Source organism: Allobosea sp. LC85 (assembly GCF_000735605.1).
In the GTDB taxonomy this organism is placed as follows: Bacteria; Pseudomonadota; Alphaproteobacteria; order Rhizobiales; family Beijerinckiaceae; genus Allobosea.
Genome location: NZ_JPKG01000004.1, coordinates 1 through 16,879 on the forward strand (window position 1 = coordinate 1; position 16,879 = coordinate 16,879).

The window sequence follows — 16,879 nt, forward strand, 5'->3', positions numbered from 1 at the left end:
TGCCCATCGAAATCAGCCCGAAGCGGAATAGCCATGGCGAACCTCCCTCGTTCGCCATGTTGAATCAGGCCGGGGCTGATTTGAGAAGCCGGCCCGAGTCACGATCTCCGGGACTCGGTATTACTTCATGGCTTTGTTCTACCCCAACAATTTATACGTAGCCGGACTTATCATGGCGGCGGCTGCCATCGGCATTGCCCCTTTGGGACTCCGCGATAGCCGTTATGAACGTACTGGCCGCTACGCACTCTTCGCCTTCGATGCCGTCGCCATCGGCGCAATGCTTGTGCTCGCGCCGCTTAGCAGCGGCATCGATGTTCCGCAGAATCTGGTATTTTTGTCAAGTAGACCGCAGTATTACTACGTAATAGTGGCTGTTTCCGTGCTCACATTATCGCCGCGGCTTGTAATATGGACCGGGATGTGGGCCACGATCAGCCTTTTCGGGGCAACGATATGGATAATCTCCGGTATGGACTATTTTATTACATTCGGAGATTTGCCGAGTAATGCTTCGAGGAATGACTATCTTTCGAACTTGCTCAATCCCAATTTCTTCAGCACTGGCCTCCGTGTCAACCAGGCGGTGCTCATCGCAGTGGTGACCGGCATTGCCGCACTCGCAGTCCACCGCGCACGCGGCATGGTCCGAGCTCACGCTGCGGCCGAAGCAGAACGCTTTCGTATTGAACGGATTTTCGGGCGTTATGTGCCCGCGCAGGTCGCACAGCAACTCCTCCAGGCGGGTCAGCTTGTCCCGCAGCAGCGCAATGCCAGCATAATCTTTGCAGATGTCGAGGGTTTCACTCGCTTGTCCGAAACATTGGCGCCAGCGGAAGTCATCGGGTTGCTCAACGCATTCTTCAGCGCGGCAACCGCGGTCGTCGAGGCTCACGGCGGTGTCGTCGTCAACCATGTCGGCGATGCGTTGATCGCAGCATTCAATGCGCCGCTCCCGGTTGAAGGATACCCAGCCCGAGCGGTGAATGCTGCGCGGGCCCTTCTGTCGCTCGTTTCCGAGCGGGATTTCCATGGCCACCAGCTTCGCCTGCGCGTCGGAGTCGCCACCGGGCCGGTTGCCGCCGGGACCGTCGGCGCGGCGGAACGCCAGACATACACGCTGTACGGAGACACGGTAAATCTCGCACAGCGATTGGAACAGCTGAACAAAGAGCTCAAAACCGATGGGCTCATCTGTGGCACGACGTTCGAAGCTTGCCGGGGCACCGCCGAGCCCTCGGTGGCAATGGGATCAGTGCATGTGCGAGGACGCGCAGCTGCCATCGATGTTTTCGCCTTGAAAGGGTAGTTCGCCGTCCGCTTTGCCCAAACAGCGCTCGACGACATCGCCAAGTAGCCGCGGCGGGTTAGCGAGGCTTTCGTACCTCAAGACCGCGCGGCAAGCTGGGGCTGGGCCATGCTTTTGCCTCTCACGGTTTGGCGCCGGTCTTCATGGAGCGCTCCCAGAAACGAACGGCGTCGACGATCCAGCCGTCGGCGCTGGTGCCGACCCCGGCGCCGAAGCCGTGGCCGAGTTTCGGGAATTTGCGGTATTCGACTGCCGTGCCGGCGCTGCGCAACGCGTTCACCCGCGTTTCCATGACTGATGGTGGCGCAATGCCGTCCTGCTCGCCGACCACGACAAAGCTGGGCGGCTCGTCCGACGAAATGTCGGAATGGGCGGTATATGCCATCACCACCGTCGATGGTTTTGGGAGTGCATCGCCCCCGAAAGCCGCGGCGCCATGAGAGCCAAGCCACGCCGCCATCCTGGCGCCGGCCGAGCTTCCCCAGAGGGAATAGTGTTCGGTGCCGACACCGAGGGGTTCCGCATTCCGGAAGATGAAGGAGACGGCGGCAGCCAGGTCTTCCGTCGCAATCCTGCCACCTTGGCCCGCCCGATATTTCACGACGAAGGCGTTGTAGCCCCGATTGCTGATGTCGACGGCGTAGGGAAAGCCTTCATGGACAGAGCCAACATAGGCAAATCCACCCCCTGGAGCGATGACCGAAAACGGCGCGCCCGCCCGCCCTCGGAAGAAAAACAGGCCGGTTTCGTTCTTCGCCGGCTGCTCGCGCTTCTGCGCAGCCGTGTAGATCTCGTAAAATACAGGGTTCCCGCCCTCGATTTCGGCGATGATGTGGTTGAGTGCCGCTACGACAGTGCCGGGCTGCACATGAGTGTGGTAGGGGAGCAGGGAGCCGATTTGGCTGAGCGGCATGTCCGCATCGTAGGCGCGACCGCCCCAGGGCAGGATCTGCCGCGCGAAGCCGGCGAGAGCGGGATGGTCGAGAAGATCGCCGAGCGTGCTATCGACTTTCAGGTGCGTTCCCTGATCGCCGAGGCTCCGATCTCGATCTCGGCGGTGCTGGGCGGTGGCTTCAGGGCGCACGCTTTCCGGCTGCTGTGCCGCGGCGAGCAACGGCGTCAGCAGCAGCGCCAGGGTCATGCAGGCCGATGTGACGTTGAACTCAGCCATCTGAGACTGCACCCTGACGCCGAATAGTCTGGATGGCGTTGGTGGAGCGGCGGTGTGCAGCTTGAGCCGGGGAGCTCGACAACCCGGACATGATCGGATTGGCCGTCGATGACGACGCGGCCTTCGCCAAGCTGCTTGCCAAGTTCCTGGCCAAGCCCGTCGAGCACCCTGTGATGAGCCGCGTGGCCAACTGCTTTCCTTTCGGGGCTTGGTACTGTTGGGAGACGCCGGACCTCTATCACCCGATCTCGACCTGAAGCGCTTCACGCCGGGTGGGCCTGCGCCGTCGATACTGAATCCACGTCATGACGTAATGCGTGAGGAACGTGAACAGCCCGGCGACCGCAACACAGTGCGCGAAGAAACCGGCGACCGATTCCTCGAAGTTCCACCAGTCGAGCGTCATCTGCATCAGGAGCTTCCCTTGAAGTCCGAGGACGGCGGAACTCCAAACGCCGTAAAGCGCTACTCCCGAGGCGATCATGCGGAGCGCCAGCGTTCGCAGCGCGTTCGGCTTCCGGATCCCGAACAGGTTTCGCGCCACCCCCATCAGCATCGGCCAGCGCAGGCCAAGATGGATCGCGACGATCACCAGAACCCAGTACGCAGCGAGCGTGTGGATCTGCCGCACCGTGAAGCCGCCCCAGGGCGGCAGCATGGGCGATAGCGTCTTCGAGATCAGCACGCTGGTTCCGAGCAGCGCCAGCACCGCGATCAGCAGCGCGAAGGTCATGCCAAGATTGAACAGGCTGCGCGGCTCACGCTGTGTCCTCGGGATTGCGCCCCACCAGCGCCGGTTGAAGGCGTTGTGCGCGATCAGAAGCAGGAACATGGCGGTTCCTGCGATTTCATGGACTGCATTGCCCAGCCACCAATAGGCGAGCCCCAGGAGCAGGAGGCCCGCGGCGAGGCCGTCGAGCCACAGCCGAGCAAGGAAAAGACGGCTCACTGCGAGATCTCCTGGGACTATTCGATCGGCGTGCCGTTGAAGCGCGGAATGCGGGATCCCGTGAAGAGATACTCCGCTCCCGACTGGCTGCTGTGGCAGGACTGGCAGCGGGCGGTGTTCTCGCTCGTGTTGATCGTCTTGTCGGGCCAGAACCACTGGAACTGCCAGTCGCCGGTGCGGCGGCGCTCGTCGTAATCCGCGCCCCAGTTCTGGCCCTTCTCCATCACGAAATAGCGGAAGAGCTTGCCATCCCGGTGGTCGACGAGCACGAAATGCGTGCCGGCGGGCACTGGTTGGCGATCCTTGATCGCCTTGATCGCCTCGGGCGTCGTCATGATGTGCTCCATGACGTTGCCGCGCCGCACGGTGGTGTAGTGCACGAGCTTGTCGAGCTGCGGGAATGTGGCGCGCGTGGCCTCGGCATGGACCTGCCAGCCCACCGTGAGGACGGCGGCCATGGACAGGGTCGTCAGGGCGACCTGGAGTGTTGGAAATTTCATGATCATTTCGCTCGGTCAAAAAAGGGGGCGCGCAGGCTAGCGCCGGTACTGCTCGTCCGAGACGTGCTCCAGCCAATCCACGGTCTTGCCGTCGAGCGCCTCCGAAATGGCGACGTGGGTCATGCCGGTGGTCGGCGCTGCGCCATGCCAGTGCTTCACGCCGGGCGGAATCCAGACGACGTCGCCGGGACGAATTTCCTGGATCGCACCGCCCCAGTGCTGCACCAGTCCAGCGCCGACCGTGACGATGAGCGTCTGGCCAAGCGGATGGGTGTGCCAGGCGGTGCGCGCTCCGGGTTCGAAGGTCACCGTGCCGCCACTGACCCGCGCCGGGGCGCTGCCCTGGAAGCGGCCGTCGACACGGACAGCTCCGGTGAAGTTCTGGGCGGCGCCGACGCTCGGCTTCTGGGAGGCGGCGCGCTGGACGACGACTTCCTGGCCGGTCTGGGCCAGGACCGAGGCTGCCGGCAGCAGCATGGCGAGCAAGGTAAGGAGGGGAGCGATCATCCTGGTTCTCATTTCGCCTTGAAGACCTCACGGGCGACCCCGACCGCCGTGATGGCGTTCGGCCAGCCCGCGTAGAAGGCGAGCTGCGTGATCGCCTCGACGATCTCCGTCTCGGTCACGCCGTTCTGCCGCGCCCGAGCGATATGCGAGCGGAGTTGGTCAGGACGATTCATGGCGATCAGCGCGCTGACGGTGACGAGGCTACGGTCGCGCTGGGAGAGACCGGGTCGCGCCCAAACGTCCCCGAACAGCACCTCGTCCGTGAGTTCGGCCAGTTTGGGAGCGATGTCGCCCATCAGCTGCTGAGCCCGAGAGGGCGGCTTGGCGGGAGCCGCTGGGGACGCGGCGGGGGGCTGGCTTTGGGCGATAGCCATGGTGGAAATTCCTCCGGAGAGAACCAGGCCGGCTGCGGCCAACACATTTCTGGTGAGCTTCTTCAAGGTGCGTGACTCCTCAGGAGCGAAGAACATGACGCCCCGGAACTGGCCGGGGACGTCACGTTATTGAAAGCTTTCTCTGGAAACCCCGTCGGTGAATTAGGGGGGGCGTGCAGGTTATGAGCGGGTAGAAGTAAGAGTTCGCGCGAAAAACGGCGTCAGCTTGCCCATCGCGACGTCGACATATTTGGGAACCCAGTAGGTTTCGATATGTGTCGCACCCTCGATCTTGAACAGTTCCTTGTCCTTCGTGCCGGTGGCCTTCGGGAACGCATCCTCGGTCATGTACAGGCTGTCGGCCTTGCTGCCCGCGATCATCAGCAGCGGCTGATCAATCAGTTCGATCTGGTCGGTCGCATCCCAGCGCATCAGGTCCAGCAAGCTGCTCATCGTGTACTTGAAGGTCGAGTTGGGATGAGCGTGTGTCTTCCAGTAATACTCGTAACCCTGCCGGTACATCTCGAAGGGCAGTTTGGCGATCTGCTCGTCGGTCAGATTGGCGTCGCCGGCATAGAGGATTTCGCCGCCGGCCATCTCCTGGGCGCGGGCCTTTGAAACCTGCTCCAGGCGCTCCTGGATCGTCTTCAGTTGCGAATCCGCGAAGCCGTTGCGGCGGACCCGTCCCGAGTTGAACATGCTCAGCGTCGCGATCGTCTTGAAGCGCTTGTCGGCCTTGGCCGCGGACAGCGCGTAGCCACCGCCGCCGCAGATGCCGAGCAGGCCGAGACGTTCGGCATCGACGCCCGCATAGCGGGTGATGAAGTCCGCTGCGCCATGGATGTCTTCGATGCGGAACTGGGGCTTGTCCACGCTGCGCGGCTGGCCGCCGCTGCCGCCCTGATAGGCCGCGTCCATCGTGATCGTGATGTAGCCCTGTCCCGCCAGGCGCTGGGCATAGAGGCCCGCGACCTGTTCCTTGATACCGCCATTCGGATGCGCCACGACAATGGCGGGATACTTCTGCTTCGCATCGTAGTTCGCTGGCGTGTAGACGTTGGCGACGATGTCCAGGCCGTTGAGCTTGTAGGTGACCGGATGGATATTGACCTTGCCCGGCTCGTTCTTCGTGATCGCGCCTTCATAGACGAGGGTGAACGGATTCTGCTTGGAGTCCGCTGCGACAGCGGGGGCATTGGTCATTGCTGAAACTCCTAACACTGCGCCTGAGAGAACAAGCGCGGAGGCTCCGAGGAGCTCACGCCTGCTTTTGTTGATGACTGCGATGGTCATTTCGACCTCCAATCCTTGATCCGTGGGGAGCGCGATGCCCGGGGCGGCGCCGGGTGCCGGGGCAGGCGGGTCAATCCAGTTTCTTCTCGGTCAGGAACTTCGAGACCTGGTCTGCGATCTCGATATTGTTCAGGTCCGAGAACGGGAAATGCGTGTTGCCCCGGATGCCGATCTCCGGCAGGTGGACCAAGGTGACCTGGCCGCCATGCTTGTTGACGGTGTCGCGCCAGATCCGGGCCATTTCCAGCCGGCCACGCCAGGCGTCCTGGGTCGGAACATCGGACGCTTTCGCCGGGATATTGTCTCCGTAGAAGATGATGATCGGCAGCTTGGTCAGGGCCATGAAGTCCGACATCGGCACCGGCGTGCCCTCAAGTGTGTCGAACGAGGTCGGCACAGGCTTCGGCAACTCGCCTTGCGGGAAGACGAAGCCGCTGCCCGGCTCGAAGGCGACGATCGCCTTGACGTTCCCGCTCTTGATCGCGGTCAGCCAGCCTGGCCCGCCGCTTTGCGAATGCGTCATCAGGATACCGGGGCCGATCCTGGCGAACAGGCCCGAGACGCTATCCGAGATCAGGTTCGCATCGAAGGGGCCGGTATTCGGCGTCATGGCGCGGAAATACTGGTTTAGCGTCTCGGGCTTGCGGTCGAACTGGACGCCGTCGAAATAGGTCGGCCAGATGCCGACGCGGAACTGGCCGAACCAGAACTGCTCGTCCGGCGTCGGCTTGATGGTCGCCTCGACCGTGCTGCGGCCGGCATTGCCGCGCCGCGGCTGGTCGATGAGATAGGTCGCGAAACGGCGGCGCAGGAAGATGTTCTGGAAGCCCTCGCGCCCGTCGGGCGTCGTCTCCCAGGTCTTCGAGAATTGCCCGGCCCCGTGCCACATCACGATGGGGAATTTCCGCGGGGTCACCGGCACCTGGTAGAAGGCGTAGAGGTGATCGCCATGGAAGGTCTGCCCAGCCGGCTGCAGGGGTTTCATCGGATCGAAAATGCCCGGGGCATTGGCGCTCGTGCCGCCCACCGCGAAGCTGCCCTGGTCCTGAATGACCAAGGGTTCAGGCTTCCCGGCCGATTGCGACAGCGCAGGCGCCAGACTCACCAGGCCGGTTGCGATCAGGACTGATGGAATCAGGGATAGCTTCTCGATCGTCGGCATGCGCCCCTCGGTTGCTGTATCAGCGTCGCCGGGGAACCTAACGATCTGGTCGGTGTTCGATTAGGCGCAATGATCCACTAGGACAGATAAGCGGTGCTAATGAATGCCGGCGACGTTGCGATCGCCGACCACCGCGTGGAAACGCGGCGGTATGGGGACCGGCCGCCCTTCGCTTACTCAGGCGCCACGGAGGCGGGAAGAAAATAGCGGCGCTGCAGGATTGTGCCGGCTCTCGAGCGGGATTCTCGCTGAACGGTGTCCAGCGGGCGAAAGCCAAGTTTGAGAAGCACCTGCCCCGAAGCTGCGTTGTCGACTGCATGTCCAGAGAGAAGCTGCGACAGGCCAACCGTTCGAAATGCAAAATTCACGACGGCTTGTGCCGCTTCCGAGGCATAGCCTCGCCCCCAGCTGGCCGGCTCGAACCAATAGCCAAGTTCACCCTCGCCCTGGGATATCTCATCGACGTCGATGACTCCTATGGTTCTGCCCTGGAGTTCGACAGCGAAGCGATAGGCTTCTCCCGCTGCCCATTCGCGCTCATGGTCGGCGAACCATTGCGCGATGTCTGCTCGATCGGGCGGAAATGACGCCATCCGCAGCATGCGCGTCACGTTCCAGTCCGACTGTATTTCAAATGCGCGTTCAGCATCCGCGGCGCTCGTTGGACGCAGAGCCAGGCGATCCGTTGTCAAATGATGCGGAGGGATGCGAGTCATAGTCTACCGCCAGCTGATCATCATGAGTGCCGCCAAGGCCATGACGATAAGCCAGTCGCGATTGCCTGCAACGGGGCCGGGGCCCGCCGCACGGTCCTGCCGACGTCTGTATTCGGGCAAGAGGCCAACTGCCGGCACTGGCGCGACCCAGCCGGACGCGGCCAGACGCGTGATCGACCAGTTCCTCGGCTTCCTCGTGGGCTGCCGGTTCTCGATCGAAGGCGCGCCCTTGGGCATTTAATCCTTTGATTTCAGGCGTATTCCGGACGGCGCGGTGTGAAGACGTCAAGATTGAGCACGGGCTCGTCGCCGACGACCTCGCCCCAATGCTCGACATTGGACGGGATCAGGACGAGCCCGCCGGGGCCGACGAGATGCTCTTCGCCGCCGATGAAGAAGCGCAGCGTCCCGCTGACGATATAGGCGATCTGCTCATGGGGATGGCTGTGCGGCCTGGGCTCGTGGCCGGGCATCAGCCGGTGCAGCGCCACCGTCGCGGCACTGCCGGAGAAGGCCTTGCGCTCCACGCCCGGACGCACCGGCGTCCACGGGATCCGGCTCCAGTCGATCTTGTGAATGTCCATGGTGGATCTCCCGAGTGAACACGAGCGACCGTCCGGGCGGTCGGTTGCAGCGATTGTCTACGTCGCTTGTCTACTTGGCCGCGCCGAGGATGCCGGACGGCCGGATGAACAGGAACAGCAGCAGCACCGACAATGCCGCGACATTCTTCAGGCCCGCGCCGAAGCCGACGATGGCGAGCGCCTGCAGCAGACCGAGCAGCAGCCCGCCGAGGAAAGCGCCGAAAGGCCGCCCGAAGCCGCCGACGATCGCGGCGATGAAGCCGCTGATCGCGAAGGGCACGCCGACATTGAAGGCGGTGTACTGCGTCGGCGTGATCAGGATGCCGGCAATGGCGCCGAGCGCCGCGCTCAGCGCAAAAGCCAGTGCCAGCATGCGCGCGACCGGGATGCCCTGCAGTGCAGCCGCCTCGCGGTTGATCGAGCAGGCGCGCATCGCCTTGCCGGTCCGCGTCAGGCCGAAGAAGGCGGCAAGCGCTGCGACGATCGCAAGCGATCCACCGACGATCCAGATCAGCTGGTAGCCGACTGCGACGCTGCCGAACATCAGGGGCGGCCGGTCGGTGAAGACGGGCAGGGTCTTGGGCTGGTCGCCGACCGCGATCAGCGTCAGCCGCTCGATCACGATCTGGGCGGCGAGCGTCGCCAGGATCATCACGAACATCGTCGCCTTGCGGTTCCAGAGCGGCCTGACGACGACCCGTTCGATCGCGACGCCGAGCATGGCGACGGATGCGACTGCGATCAGGGCGGCGACCGGCAGCGGCACGCCGTTACGCGCGAACAGCACCTGGGTGATCATGCCGCCGAGCATCACGAACGCGCCTTGCGCGAAATTCACGATGCCGCTGGCGTTGTAGATCACGCAGAAGCCGATGCCGATCAGGCCGTAGACGCAGCCGATGCCGAGACCGCTGACGAGCACCTGCGGGATATAGGACAAGTCAGCCATGGGCCGCCTCCTGCGTGCCGGGCTTGTTCGTGGAAGACTTGTTCGTGGAAGACGCGCCGGTAGATGACTTGCCGGTGGATGACTTGCCGGTGCCGAGATAGGCCGCGATCACGGCCGGGTCGGCGCGGATTTCGGCCGGCGTGCCCTGCGCGATCTTGCGGCCGAAATCGACCACGACGACGCGGTCGGCGGTGTTCATCACCAGCGTCATGTCGTGTTCGATCAGGAGCACGCTGGTGCCTTCGTCGGCGATGCGCCGGATGGTGCGCGAGAGCACGGCCGATTCCTCGGTATTCAGGCCGGCGGCGGGCTCATCGAGCAGGATGAGCCGTGGCCCGGCAGCCAGGGCGCGCGCCAGTTCAAGCATGCGCTGGCGGCCATAGGGCAGGCCCGATGCCGGTTCGTCGGCCATCCCAGCGAGGCCGGCGAAGGCGAGGAGGTCGCGCGCCCGGGCTTCGACGGCAGCCTCCTCGCGGCGGGCCGAGGCCGGCCGGAGCAGTGCCGAGAACAGGCCGGCCTTGCCCTGCAGGTGGCATCCGACCTTGACGTTGTCGAGCACGCTCAGATCCTCGAACAGCTTGACGAGCTGGAAGGTCCGCACCAAGCCCGCAGCGGCGATCTCCGCCGGCGGCCGCCCGGTGATGTCATTGCCCTCGAAGACGATCCGCCCTGCGCTCAGTGGCAGGAAGCCCGAGATCAGGTTGAACAGCGTCGTCTTGCCGGCACCATTGGGGCCGATCACGGCGGTGACGCCTTCGGCAGGGACCTCGAACGAGACATCGTCGACCGCGACGAGGCCGCCGAAGCGGCGCGTCACGCCGTCCAGGCGAAGCCGGCTCATGAGCGACCCCGCGGGGCAAAGAGGCCAGCGAGGCCGCGCGGCGCATAGATCAGCAGCAGGATCAACGCCGCGCCATAGGCGAGGTCCTGATAGTCCTTGAAAGCGCGAAAGGTCTCCGGCAGCAGGCTGACGATCAGGGCTCCGACCAACGGTCCGGCGACCGTGCCGATGCCGCCGACATAGAGCATGGTGAAGGTGACGATGACCATGTGCAGCCCGAAGACCTCGGGGCTGACGAAGCCGACGACATGGACGAAGAGTGAGCCCGCGAGCGCTGCAAAGCCGGCCGAAAGCAGGAAGGCCGCGAGCTTGTAGCGCGCGACGTCGATGCCGAGCGCTGTCGCCGCCTCCTCGCTGCCGGCGACTGCGGAGAGCGCGCGGCCGAAGCGTGAGCGGCGGATGCGCGCTGCCGCGAAGGCGCAAGCCGCGACGACCAGCGAGAGCAGGATGAGCTGGCCACGGTCGGAGGTGATCTCATAGGGGCCGATCCCGAAGGGCGGGATGCCGGAAATGCCCATATAGCCCTGCGTCACCGACTGCCATTCGACGGTGATCTCATAGGTGATCAGGCCAATGGCCAGCGTACCCATGGCGAGGTAGTGGCCCTTCAGCCTGAGCGCGGGGTAGCCGACGATCGCTGCGGCGAGGACGGCCGCGACGATGCCGAGCACCATGGCGGGCAGGGGGCTCCAGCCATGGGTGGCGGTCAGCACGGCGGAGAGATAGCCGCCGATCGCGGCGAAGGCGTTCTGCCCGAAGGAGACCTGCGCGGCGAAGCCCATGAACAGGTTCAACCCGGTCACGAAGACCGCGTAGATCAGCGCGAAGGCGACGACCGTTGCGGCATAGCCGCCAACGATCATGGCATAGCCGACGACCAGCCCGGCGAAGAGCCAGGGCAGCAGGCCCACCAGCCTGAGGGGGCGCCGTTCAGGCGAAGTAATGCTGAGCGAGTTCGTCATGGGAATTGATGTCACGCGGATCGAGTTCGGCGACGATGCGCCCGAGCGAAAGCAGGTAGACGCGGTTGGCGAGTTCGAGCGCCAGCGGCGCCTTCTGCTCGACCAGCACGATCGCCAGGCCTTCGCGGTTCAGGAGGCCGAGCGTCTCCAGGATTTCCTCGGTGACGCGCGGCGCGAGGCCAAGCGAGGGCTCGTCCAGCAGCAGGAGCTTCGGCCCGGCCATCAGGGCGCGGCCAAGGGCAAGCATCTGCTGTTCGCCGCCGGACATGGAGCCTGCGGCCTGTCCGAGCCGTTCCTTCAGGCGCGGGAACAGGGTGAGCACACGCTCGCGCCGGCGGTTGAATTCGGCTTTGTCCCGCAAGCGATAGGCGCCGAGTTCGAGATTGTCCGCGACACTCATCGGGGCGAAGAGCCCGCGCCCCTCCGGCACCAGCACGATGCCGCGCGAGGCGACCGCGACCGCATCATACCGGGGCAACACCTGGCCCCGGAACCGGACCTCGCCGCCATTGGCGGAGAGCCCCATGATCGCGCGCAGCAGCGTCGACTTGCCGGCACCGTTGGGGCCGAGCACGGCGACGAGCTCGCCCTCGCCGATGCGCAGGTCGACCCCGTGCAGCGCCTCGACATGGCCATAGCGCGCCGACAGGCCGGTCGCGGCCAGGATCGGCGGAGCAGCGCTCGCTTCGGTCTTGGCCGCGACCGCGAGGCTCATTGCACCACCTTGACCTTGCCGGCGTCGATCGTCGCCAGCACAAACGGGTTCTCGGTGATGCCCTGGTGCAGGTCCGGCCGGAAATTGTAGATGCCGGTCGTGCCCTGGAAGCCGGTCAGCTCCTCATAGGCGGCGCGGACCTTCTCGCCCTCGGAGGACTTCGCCTTTTCGATCGCGGCGACCGTCAGCATGACGCCGTCCCAGCCGCGCGAAGCCCAGTTCGGGTCGCGATCTTTGAACTTTTCGCGCCAGGGCCCGAGGAAGGCCTTGATGCCGGTCTTGAGCGCGCCCTCGGGCAGCGCCTCATAGACCTGCGACGGCGAGGCGACGAAGAAGAACTTGTCGCCCAGTACCTCGGAGACGGGGCCGAACACGGCCAGGTCCTCGAGGCTCGTCAGCAGCAGCATGTCGGCGCCGAGCTGCTTGATGTTCTTGGCCGCGGTCAGCGTCGTGCCGCCGAGCCCGATCTTGAGGATTGCGCCGGCGCCCGCCGAACGCGCCTTGCTGATCTGCACGCTGAGATCGGCGTCGTCCTGCTTGTACTGGTCGACCGAGACGACCTCGAGGCCGTACTTGGCCGCGTTGCGCTCGGCCACGCCCTTCTGGAGATTGGCGTAAGGGGTTGGGTCGTGCAGCACCGCGATCTTGCGGATCTGCGTCTTGTCCTTGAGGTATTCCAGGCGCTTGTCGACTTCGAAGCCGGCGGGCGGCAGGGTCGTGAAGGCCCAGGGCAGATGCTCGGCCTGCTGCGGCAGGATCGAGCACAGCATCATCGGCACCTTGGCGCGCAGGAGCAGGCCGGCGGCGGCGAAATTGCCGGCCGAGACGCAGCCGCTGACGAAGACGTCGACCTTGTCCGAGCTCAGCATCTTCCGATAGACGGTCACCGCCTCCTGCGGCTCGGACCGGTTGTCCTCGACGACGACCTGGATCTTGCGGCCCATGACGCCGCCCCTGGCGTTCACTGCCGCAGCGGCCAGCTCGACGCCGTCGCGCCAGGCGCGATCGACGGTCGCGGCATAGCCGGTCAATCCCGCCGAGACGCCGATCTTGTAGGGCTCCTGCGCGCGGGCGGGCGCCGCGCCGACCACTGCGACGCTTGCGGCGATTCCGGCCGCAAATAGGGTCTGCTTCATCAACTGTCCTCCCGGTTTCCTTTGGCTTCGGCTGGTCGCCCCGGTGCGGGGCTCCGCCTTTTTATTGGTCTTGTGACAGGTGGCAGGTATCAGGCCGCCGGCTTGCCGTAGCCGCCGCCGCCGGGCGTCTCCAGCAGCACGACGTCCCCGGCCTGCATGGTCAGCTTCTTTGCCTCGCTGACGGATGCGCCGTTGACGAGGAAGCGCCCGGGCGCGCCCGACAGGCCGCCATCGATCCCGTCAGGCCCATGTTCGAGCCGGCTCGGCACTGCGTTGAGCAGCCAGGCATGGTCGGTGCGCATGTGGAACTGGATGATCTGGCCGTCCCCGCCCTGCATCCGGCCCTTGCCGCCGGAGCCCGGCCGCAGTTCCTTGCGGTCGAAGACGATCGGCATCGCGGCTTCCAGGATCTCGATCGGCACCGCCGCGACCCCGGTCGGATAGCAGGTGGCGCTCGGCCCCGGCTTGCCGGCGCGCGCGCCCATGCCGCCGGAATAGTTGAACATCGACGAGGTGAAGGCCTCGCCGCTCGGGCGCCGGCCCTGGATCTGAATGGTCCAGACCGCACCGGACCCTTCCGCCAGGACGCGCTCGGGCATGACCTGATGCAGCGCTTTCAGGATCGGCATCGGGACATACATGCCGACGACATGGCGCGCATTCACCGGCGCCGGATAGGCGCAGTTGATGATCGAGCCCACCGGTGCGCGCACCTCGATCGGCGCGAGCGAACCGGTGTTGTTCGGCAGGTCCGGATTGAGGCAGGAGCGGATCGCGAAGGTCGAATAGGCGTGGGTGTAGTTCAGCACCACGTTGATGCCGGTCGTCGTCTGTGGCGAGGAACCGTTGAAATCGACGATGATCGAGCCGCTCTCGGCATCGACGGTGACGGCAGTCCTCAGGGTGATGATTTCGCCACCGGGAACGTCGAAGACGGCCTCGCCATGATAGGTGCCGGGCTTCAGCTTGCGGATGGCATTGCGCGTCGCCTCCTCGGAGCGATCGATGATCTCGTCCGACAAGGCCTCGATGTCCTCGATGCCGTAGCGCTCGCACAGCGCGATCAGGTGCTCGGCGGCAGCCTCGCCGGAGGAGACCTGCGCCGACAGGTCGCCGAAGACGGCGTCGGGCGTGCGCACGTTGCGGCGGATGATGTCGTGCAGCATTTCGCTCGGCTTGCCGCGCTCGTAGAGCTTGAGCGGCGGGATCCAGAGACCTTCCTCATGCACGTCGCGGGCGCCGGCGCCGATGCCGTAGCCACCGATATCGGTGTGGTGGATGGTCGAGCCGATATAGGCGAGCAATTTTGTGCCATCGAAGATCGGCGTCAGGATCGTGATGTCGAAGAAATGCCCGGCCGAGAGCCAGGGGTCGTTGGTGATCAGCACGTCGCCGGGCTCGCAGCGCCCCTCGAACAGGCGCACGAGATGTGCTCCCGCGATGGCGAGCGAGTTGATATGGCCGGGCGTGCCGGTATTGGCCTGCGCCACCATGCGTCCGCGCTGGTCGAAGAGGGCGCAGGCGAGGTCGCCGGCTTCGCGCACGATCGGGCTGAAGGCGATGCGCTGCAGCGCCTTGGCGCGCTCGTTGACGATGCCGATCAGGTTCGACCAGAGGATTTCGAGCTCGACTCCGTCCATCGGATTTCAGCCTTTCGTGGCGACGATGCAGCCGAGCGCGTCGATCGTCGCGCTCCAGCCGGGGGGCAGCGCGGTCGTGGTCTCGCGCTCCTCGATGATGGCGGGGCCGGTGATGGTCTGGCCCGTGGCGAGGGCGGCGCGCTCGTAGACCGGCACGGACTGACCGTCCTCCCAGGCATGGACCGGACGATGACGCTTGGGCGCACCGGCGCTGCCCTGGGGCCTGGCCTGGCCGTCGAATTGCGGCAGGGGACCGCGGGCCACGACGCGCCAGGTCACGAGCTCGATCGGCACATGCGAGGGATTGACGCCGTAGAGGGTGCGATAGGCCGCCTCGAACTGTGCCGTCAGCGCTGCGCTGTCACGGCTCCGGCGCGGGTCGGTCTCGAAGATGATCGTGACCTCGTGCTGCTGGCCGACATAGCGCATGTCCGCACCGACGAGGATCGTGACGTCGGAGGGCGCGCAGCCGGATTCGCCGAGCGCCGTCAGCCCCTCGCTCTCGAGCTCGCCGAGCACGCGGTCGACGCGGCTCCAGTCGAGATGGTCGACCCGCGTCAGGTCGCTGCGCACCAGATCGAGCCGGACCGGCGTGACGAGCGTGCCGAAGGCCGAGAGCACGCTCGACTGCGGCGGCACGATCACGCTGGTGCTCTGCAGCAGGTCGGCGACGCCGCAGGCATGCAGCGGACCGGCGCCCCCGAAGGCGAAGAGCGGCAGGCCGCGATAATCGACGCCGCGATCGGTGGCGTGGGTGCGCGCCGCCGAGGCCATGGCCTCGGTGACGATGCGATAGATGCCGCGCGCCGCCTGGACGGCGTTGAGGCCAAGCGCCTCGCCGAGCCGCGCCGTCGCAGCGTCGCAAGCCGCCTTGTCGAGCGACATGTCGCCGCCGAGGAAGTTATCGGCATCGATCAGACCGAGCACGAGATCGGCATCGGTGACCGTCGCGTTCCTGCCGCCGCGGCCGTAGCAGGCAGGCCCCGGATTGGAGCCAGCGCTTTCAGGCCCGACCTTGAGCAGGCCGAGATCGTCGACATGGGCGATGCTGCCGCCACCGGCACCGATCTCGATCAGATCGATCGAGGGCACGGTGACGGGCAGGCCACTGCCTTCCCGGAAACGGTAGCGCCGGTCGACCTCGAACAGCCCGGTGATCAGCGGCGTGCGGTTCTCGATCAGGCAGGCCTTGGCCGTGGTGCCGCCCATGTCGAAGGACATCAGCCGGTCGATCCCGAGCAGCTCCGCATAATGGCAGGCCGCGAGCGCCCCCGCTGCGGGACCGCTCTCGATCATGCGCACGGGGTTCCTGCCTGCCGTCTCGGCGCCGACGACGCCGCCCGAGGACAGCATGATCAGCGGCGTGTTGGCGAAACCCTCGACGCGCAGCCGGTCGCTCAGGCGCTTGAGATAGGGCTGCGAGATCGGCATGGCGTAGGCGTTCACCGTCGCCGTCGAGGCGCGCTGGTATTCGCGGATCTGTGGCGCGACCTCGGCCGAGGTGCAGATGAAGACGTCGTTGAGTTCGCGCGACAGCGCAGCTGCGACTGTGACTTCGTTCTCAGGATTGGCGAAGCTGTTGAGGAAGCAGATCGCGATGGCGCGCGCGCCGGAGGCGCGGATGTCGGCGGCGAGTTCCGCGATGTCGTCAGCGGTTGGAGCGAGCGCGACGGTGCCGTCTGCAAGGACCCGTTCCTTGATGCCGAAGGTCAGCTCGCGCGTCACCAGTGGCTCGGGGAACTCGATCTGCGGATCATACATGTCGTAGCGGTGCTCGTTGCGGATCGAGAGCACGTCGCGGAAGCCCTCCGTGACGACGAGCGCCGTCGGCAGCCCCTTGCGTTCGATCAGCGCGTTGGTGACGACCGTGGTGGCGTGGACGACGACGCCATCGATCGCGCCGGCGGCGATCCCGGCCTTGTCCAGCACGGAATCGACACCGCGGAAGAAGCCTTCCAGCAGGTCGTGATGGGTGGTCAGGGTCTTGTCGACGCTGAGCCCGCCGTGGGAGTCGCGCAGGACGATGTCCGTGAAGGTGCCGCCGATATCGACGGCCAGGGAATAGGTCATG

18 protein-coding genes are annotated in these 16,879 nt (G+C 65.3%); 2 read left to right on the plus strand and 16 right to left on the minus strand.

The features are described 5' to 3' along the window. Positions 1-127 precede the first annotated feature (127 nt). The gene (locus FG93_RS00020; RefSeq protein ID WP_052513074.1) at positions 128-1,309 is read left to right on the plus strand and encodes an adenylate/guanylate cyclase domain-containing protein; all 1,182 of its coding nucleotides are present in this window, start codon (positions 128-130) and stop codon (positions 1,307-1,309) included. 121 nt (positions 1,310-1,430) lie between these two features. Here the strand turns inward: FG93_RS00020 and FG93_RS00025 are convergent, their stop codons facing one another. Continuing rightward, on the minus strand, positions 1,431-2,480 hold the full coding sequence (locus FG93_RS00025; RefSeq protein ID WP_244448447.1) for an alpha/beta hydrolase: 1,050 nt from the start codon (positions 2,478-2,480) through the stop codon (positions 1,431-1,433). An 89-nt stretch (positions 2,481-2,569) separates the two neighbouring features. On the opposite strand from FG93_RS00025, the gene FG93_RS32750 reads away from it, so the two are divergent. After that, positions 2,570-2,737 carry a hypothetical protein gene (locus FG93_RS32750; protein WP_161783743.1) on the plus strand — a complete coding sequence of 56 codons (168 nt, stop codon included), beginning with the start codon at positions 2,570-2,572 and terminating at the stop codon, positions 2,735-2,737. Here the strand turns inward: FG93_RS32750 and FG93_RS00030 are convergent. The 15 genes from FG93_RS00030 to FG93_RS00105 all read right to left on the minus strand — a co-directional run bounded on the left by FG93_RS00030 (position 2,719) and on the right by FG93_RS00105 (position 16,878). Further along, a complete protein-coding gene (locus FG93_RS00030; RefSeq protein WP_043230402.1) occupies positions 2,719-3,429 on the minus strand; it encodes a DUF4405 domain-containing protein in 711 nt (236 codons plus the stop codon). The genes FG93_RS32750 and FG93_RS00030 overlap by 19 nt on opposite strands. A gap of 17 nt (positions 3,430-3,446) precedes the next feature. Next, positions 3,447-3,929: a cytochrome P460 family protein gene (locus FG93_RS00035; RefSeq protein ID WP_043230758.1), complete on the minus strand. Its 483-nt coding sequence runs from the start codon at positions 3,927-3,929 to the stop codon at positions 3,447-3,449. A 36-nt stretch (positions 3,930-3,965) separates the two neighbouring features. Then, positions 3,966-4,436: a cupin domain-containing protein gene (locus FG93_RS00040; RefSeq protein WP_043230404.1), complete on the minus strand. Its 471-nt coding sequence runs from the start codon at positions 4,434-4,436 to the stop codon at positions 3,966-3,968. An 8-nt stretch (positions 4,437-4,444) separates the two neighbouring features. Beyond that, the gene (locus tag FG93_RS00045; protein ID WP_081881218.1) at positions 4,445-4,810 is read right to left on the minus strand and encodes a carboxymuconolactone decarboxylase family protein; all 366 of its coding nucleotides are present in this window, start codon (positions 4,808-4,810) and stop codon (positions 4,445-4,447) included. Positions 4,811-4,990: 180 nt separating this feature from the next. After that, positions 4,991-6,013, minus strand: coding sequence for an alpha/beta hydrolase (locus FG93_RS00050; RefSeq protein WP_244448448.1), 1,023 nt, complete (start codon positions 6,011-6,013; stop codon positions 4,991-4,993). Positions 6,014-6,173: 160 nt separating this feature from the next. Beyond that, on the minus strand, positions 6,174-7,265 hold the full coding sequence (locus FG93_RS00055) for an alpha/beta fold hydrolase (RefSeq protein WP_043230406.1): 1,092 nt from the start codon (positions 7,263-7,265) through the stop codon (positions 6,174-6,176). Positions 7,266-7,438: 173 nt separating this feature from the next. Beyond that, positions 7,439-7,981, minus strand: a complete 543-nt coding sequence (locus tag FG93_RS00060) for a GNAT family N-acetyltransferase (RefSeq protein WP_043230408.1) — start codon at positions 7,979-7,981, stop codon at positions 7,439-7,441. A gap of 251 nt (positions 7,982-8,232) precedes the next feature. Then, positions 8,233-8,565, minus strand: coding sequence for a cupin domain-containing protein (locus FG93_RS00070; protein ID WP_043230415.1), 333 nt, complete (start codon positions 8,563-8,565; stop codon positions 8,233-8,235). Positions 8,566-8,635: 70 nt separating this feature from the next. After that, positions 8,636-9,514 carry a branched-chain amino acid ABC transporter permease gene (locus FG93_RS00075; RefSeq protein WP_043230417.1) on the minus strand — a complete coding sequence of 293 codons (879 nt, stop codon included), beginning with the start codon at positions 9,512-9,514 and terminating at the stop codon, positions 8,636-8,638. Beyond that, entirely contained in the window at positions 9,507-10,355 is an 849-nt protein-coding gene (locus FG93_RS00080) for an ABC transporter ATP-binding protein (RefSeq protein WP_081881200.1), read from the minus strand. Before FG93_RS00080 ends, FG93_RS00075 begins: the two co-directional genes overlap by 8 nt. Further along, on the minus strand, positions 10,352-11,317 hold the full coding sequence (locus FG93_RS00085) for a branched-chain amino acid ABC transporter permease (RefSeq protein WP_081881201.1): 966 nt from the start codon (positions 11,315-11,317) through the stop codon (positions 10,352-10,354). Before FG93_RS00085 ends, FG93_RS00080 begins: the two co-directional genes overlap by 4 nt. Beyond that, the gene (locus tag FG93_RS00090) at positions 11,286-12,032 is read right to left on the minus strand and encodes an ABC transporter ATP-binding protein (RefSeq protein ID WP_052513079.1); all 747 of its coding nucleotides are present in this window, start codon (positions 12,030-12,032) and stop codon (positions 11,286-11,288) included. Before FG93_RS00090 ends, FG93_RS00085 begins: the two co-directional genes overlap by 32 nt. Beyond that, positions 12,029-13,168, minus strand: coding sequence for an ABC transporter substrate-binding protein (locus FG93_RS00095; RefSeq protein ID WP_043230421.1), 1,140 nt, complete (start codon positions 13,166-13,168; stop codon positions 12,029-12,031). Before FG93_RS00095 ends, FG93_RS00090 begins: the two co-directional genes overlap by 4 nt. A gap of 89 nt (positions 13,169-13,257) precedes the next feature. Continuing rightward, the gene (locus FG93_RS00100) at positions 13,258-14,808 is read right to left on the minus strand and encodes a hydantoinase B/oxoprolinase family protein (RefSeq protein WP_043230424.1); all 1,551 of its coding nucleotides are present in this window, start codon (positions 14,806-14,808) and stop codon (positions 13,258-13,260) included. Between the two features lie 6 nt (positions 14,809-14,814). Then, complete coding sequence (locus FG93_RS00105; RefSeq protein ID WP_043230427.1) at positions 14,815-16,878, minus strand: hydantoinase/oxoprolinase family protein; 2,064 nt, start codon at positions 16,876-16,878, stop codon at positions 14,815-14,817. Between the last annotated feature and the right edge of the window lies 1 nt (position 16,879).

What these genes read in the sequence shown, in the direction of transcription:
- FG93_RS00020 (WP_052513074.1), top strand. Translation starts at nt 128, where the DNA reads ATGGCTTTGTTCTACCCCAACAATTTATACGTAGCCGGACTTATCATG.
- FG93_RS00025 (WP_244448447.1), bottom strand. Translation starts at nt 2,480, where the DNA reads ATGGCTGAGTTCAACGTCACATCGGCCTGCATGACCCTGGCGCTGCTG.
- FG93_RS32750 (WP_161783743.1), top strand. Translation starts at nt 2,570, where the DNA reads ATGATCGGATTGGCCGTCGATGACGACGCGGCCTTCGCCAAGCTGCTT.
- FG93_RS00035 (WP_043230758.1), bottom strand. Translation starts at nt 3,929, where the DNA reads ATGAAATTTCCAACACTCCAGGTCGCCCTGACGACCCTGTCCATGGCC.
- FG93_RS00040 (WP_043230404.1), bottom strand. Translation starts at nt 4,436, where the DNA reads ATGATCGCTCCCCTCCTTACCTTGCTCGCCATGCTGCTGCCGGCAGCC.
- FG93_RS00045 (WP_081881218.1), bottom strand. Translation starts at nt 4,810, where the DNA reads ATGGCTATCGCCCAAAGCCAGCCCCCCGCCGCGTCCCCAGCGGCTCCC.
- FG93_RS00050 (WP_244448448.1), bottom strand. Translation starts at nt 6,013, where the DNA reads ATGACCAATGCCCCCGCTGTCGCAGCGGACTCCAAGCAGAATCCGTTC.
- FG93_RS00055 (WP_043230406.1), bottom strand. Translation starts at nt 7,265, where the DNA reads ATGCCGACGATCGAGAAGCTATCCCTGATTCCATCAGTCCTGATCGCA.
- FG93_RS00060 (WP_043230408.1), bottom strand. Translation starts at nt 7,981, where the DNA reads ATGACTCGCATCCCTCCGCATCATTTGACAACGGATCGCCTGGCTCTG.
- FG93_RS00070 (WP_043230415.1), bottom strand. Translation starts at nt 8,565, where the DNA reads ATGGACATTCACAAGATCGACTGGAGCCGGATCCCGTGGACGCCGGTG.
- FG93_RS00075 (WP_043230417.1), bottom strand. Translation starts at nt 9,514, where the DNA reads ATGGCTGACTTGTCCTATATCCCGCAGGTGCTCGTCAGCGGTCTCGGC.
- FG93_RS00080 (WP_081881200.1), bottom strand. Translation starts at nt 10,355, where the DNA reads ATGAGCCGGCTTCGCCTGGACGGCGTGACGCGCCGCTTCGGCGGCCTC.
- FG93_RS00085 (WP_081881201.1), bottom strand. Translation starts at nt 11,317, where the DNA reads ATGACGAACTCGCTCAGCATTACTTCGCCTGAACGGCGCCCCCTCAGG.
- FG93_RS00090 (WP_052513079.1), bottom strand. Translation starts at nt 12,032, where the DNA reads ATGAGCCTCGCGGTCGCGGCCAAGACCGAAGCGAGCGCTGCTCCGCCG.
- FG93_RS00095 (WP_043230421.1), bottom strand. Translation starts at nt 13,168, where the DNA reads ATGAAGCAGACCCTATTTGCGGCCGGAATCGCCGCAAGCGTCGCAGTG.
- FG93_RS00100 (WP_043230424.1), bottom strand. Translation starts at nt 14,808, where the DNA reads ATGGACGGAGTCGAGCTCGAAATCCTCTGGTCGAACCTGATCGGCATC.
- FG93_RS00105 (WP_043230427.1), bottom strand. Translation starts at nt 16,878, where the DNA reads ATGACCTATTCCCTGGCCGTCGATATCGGCGGCACCTTCACGGACATC.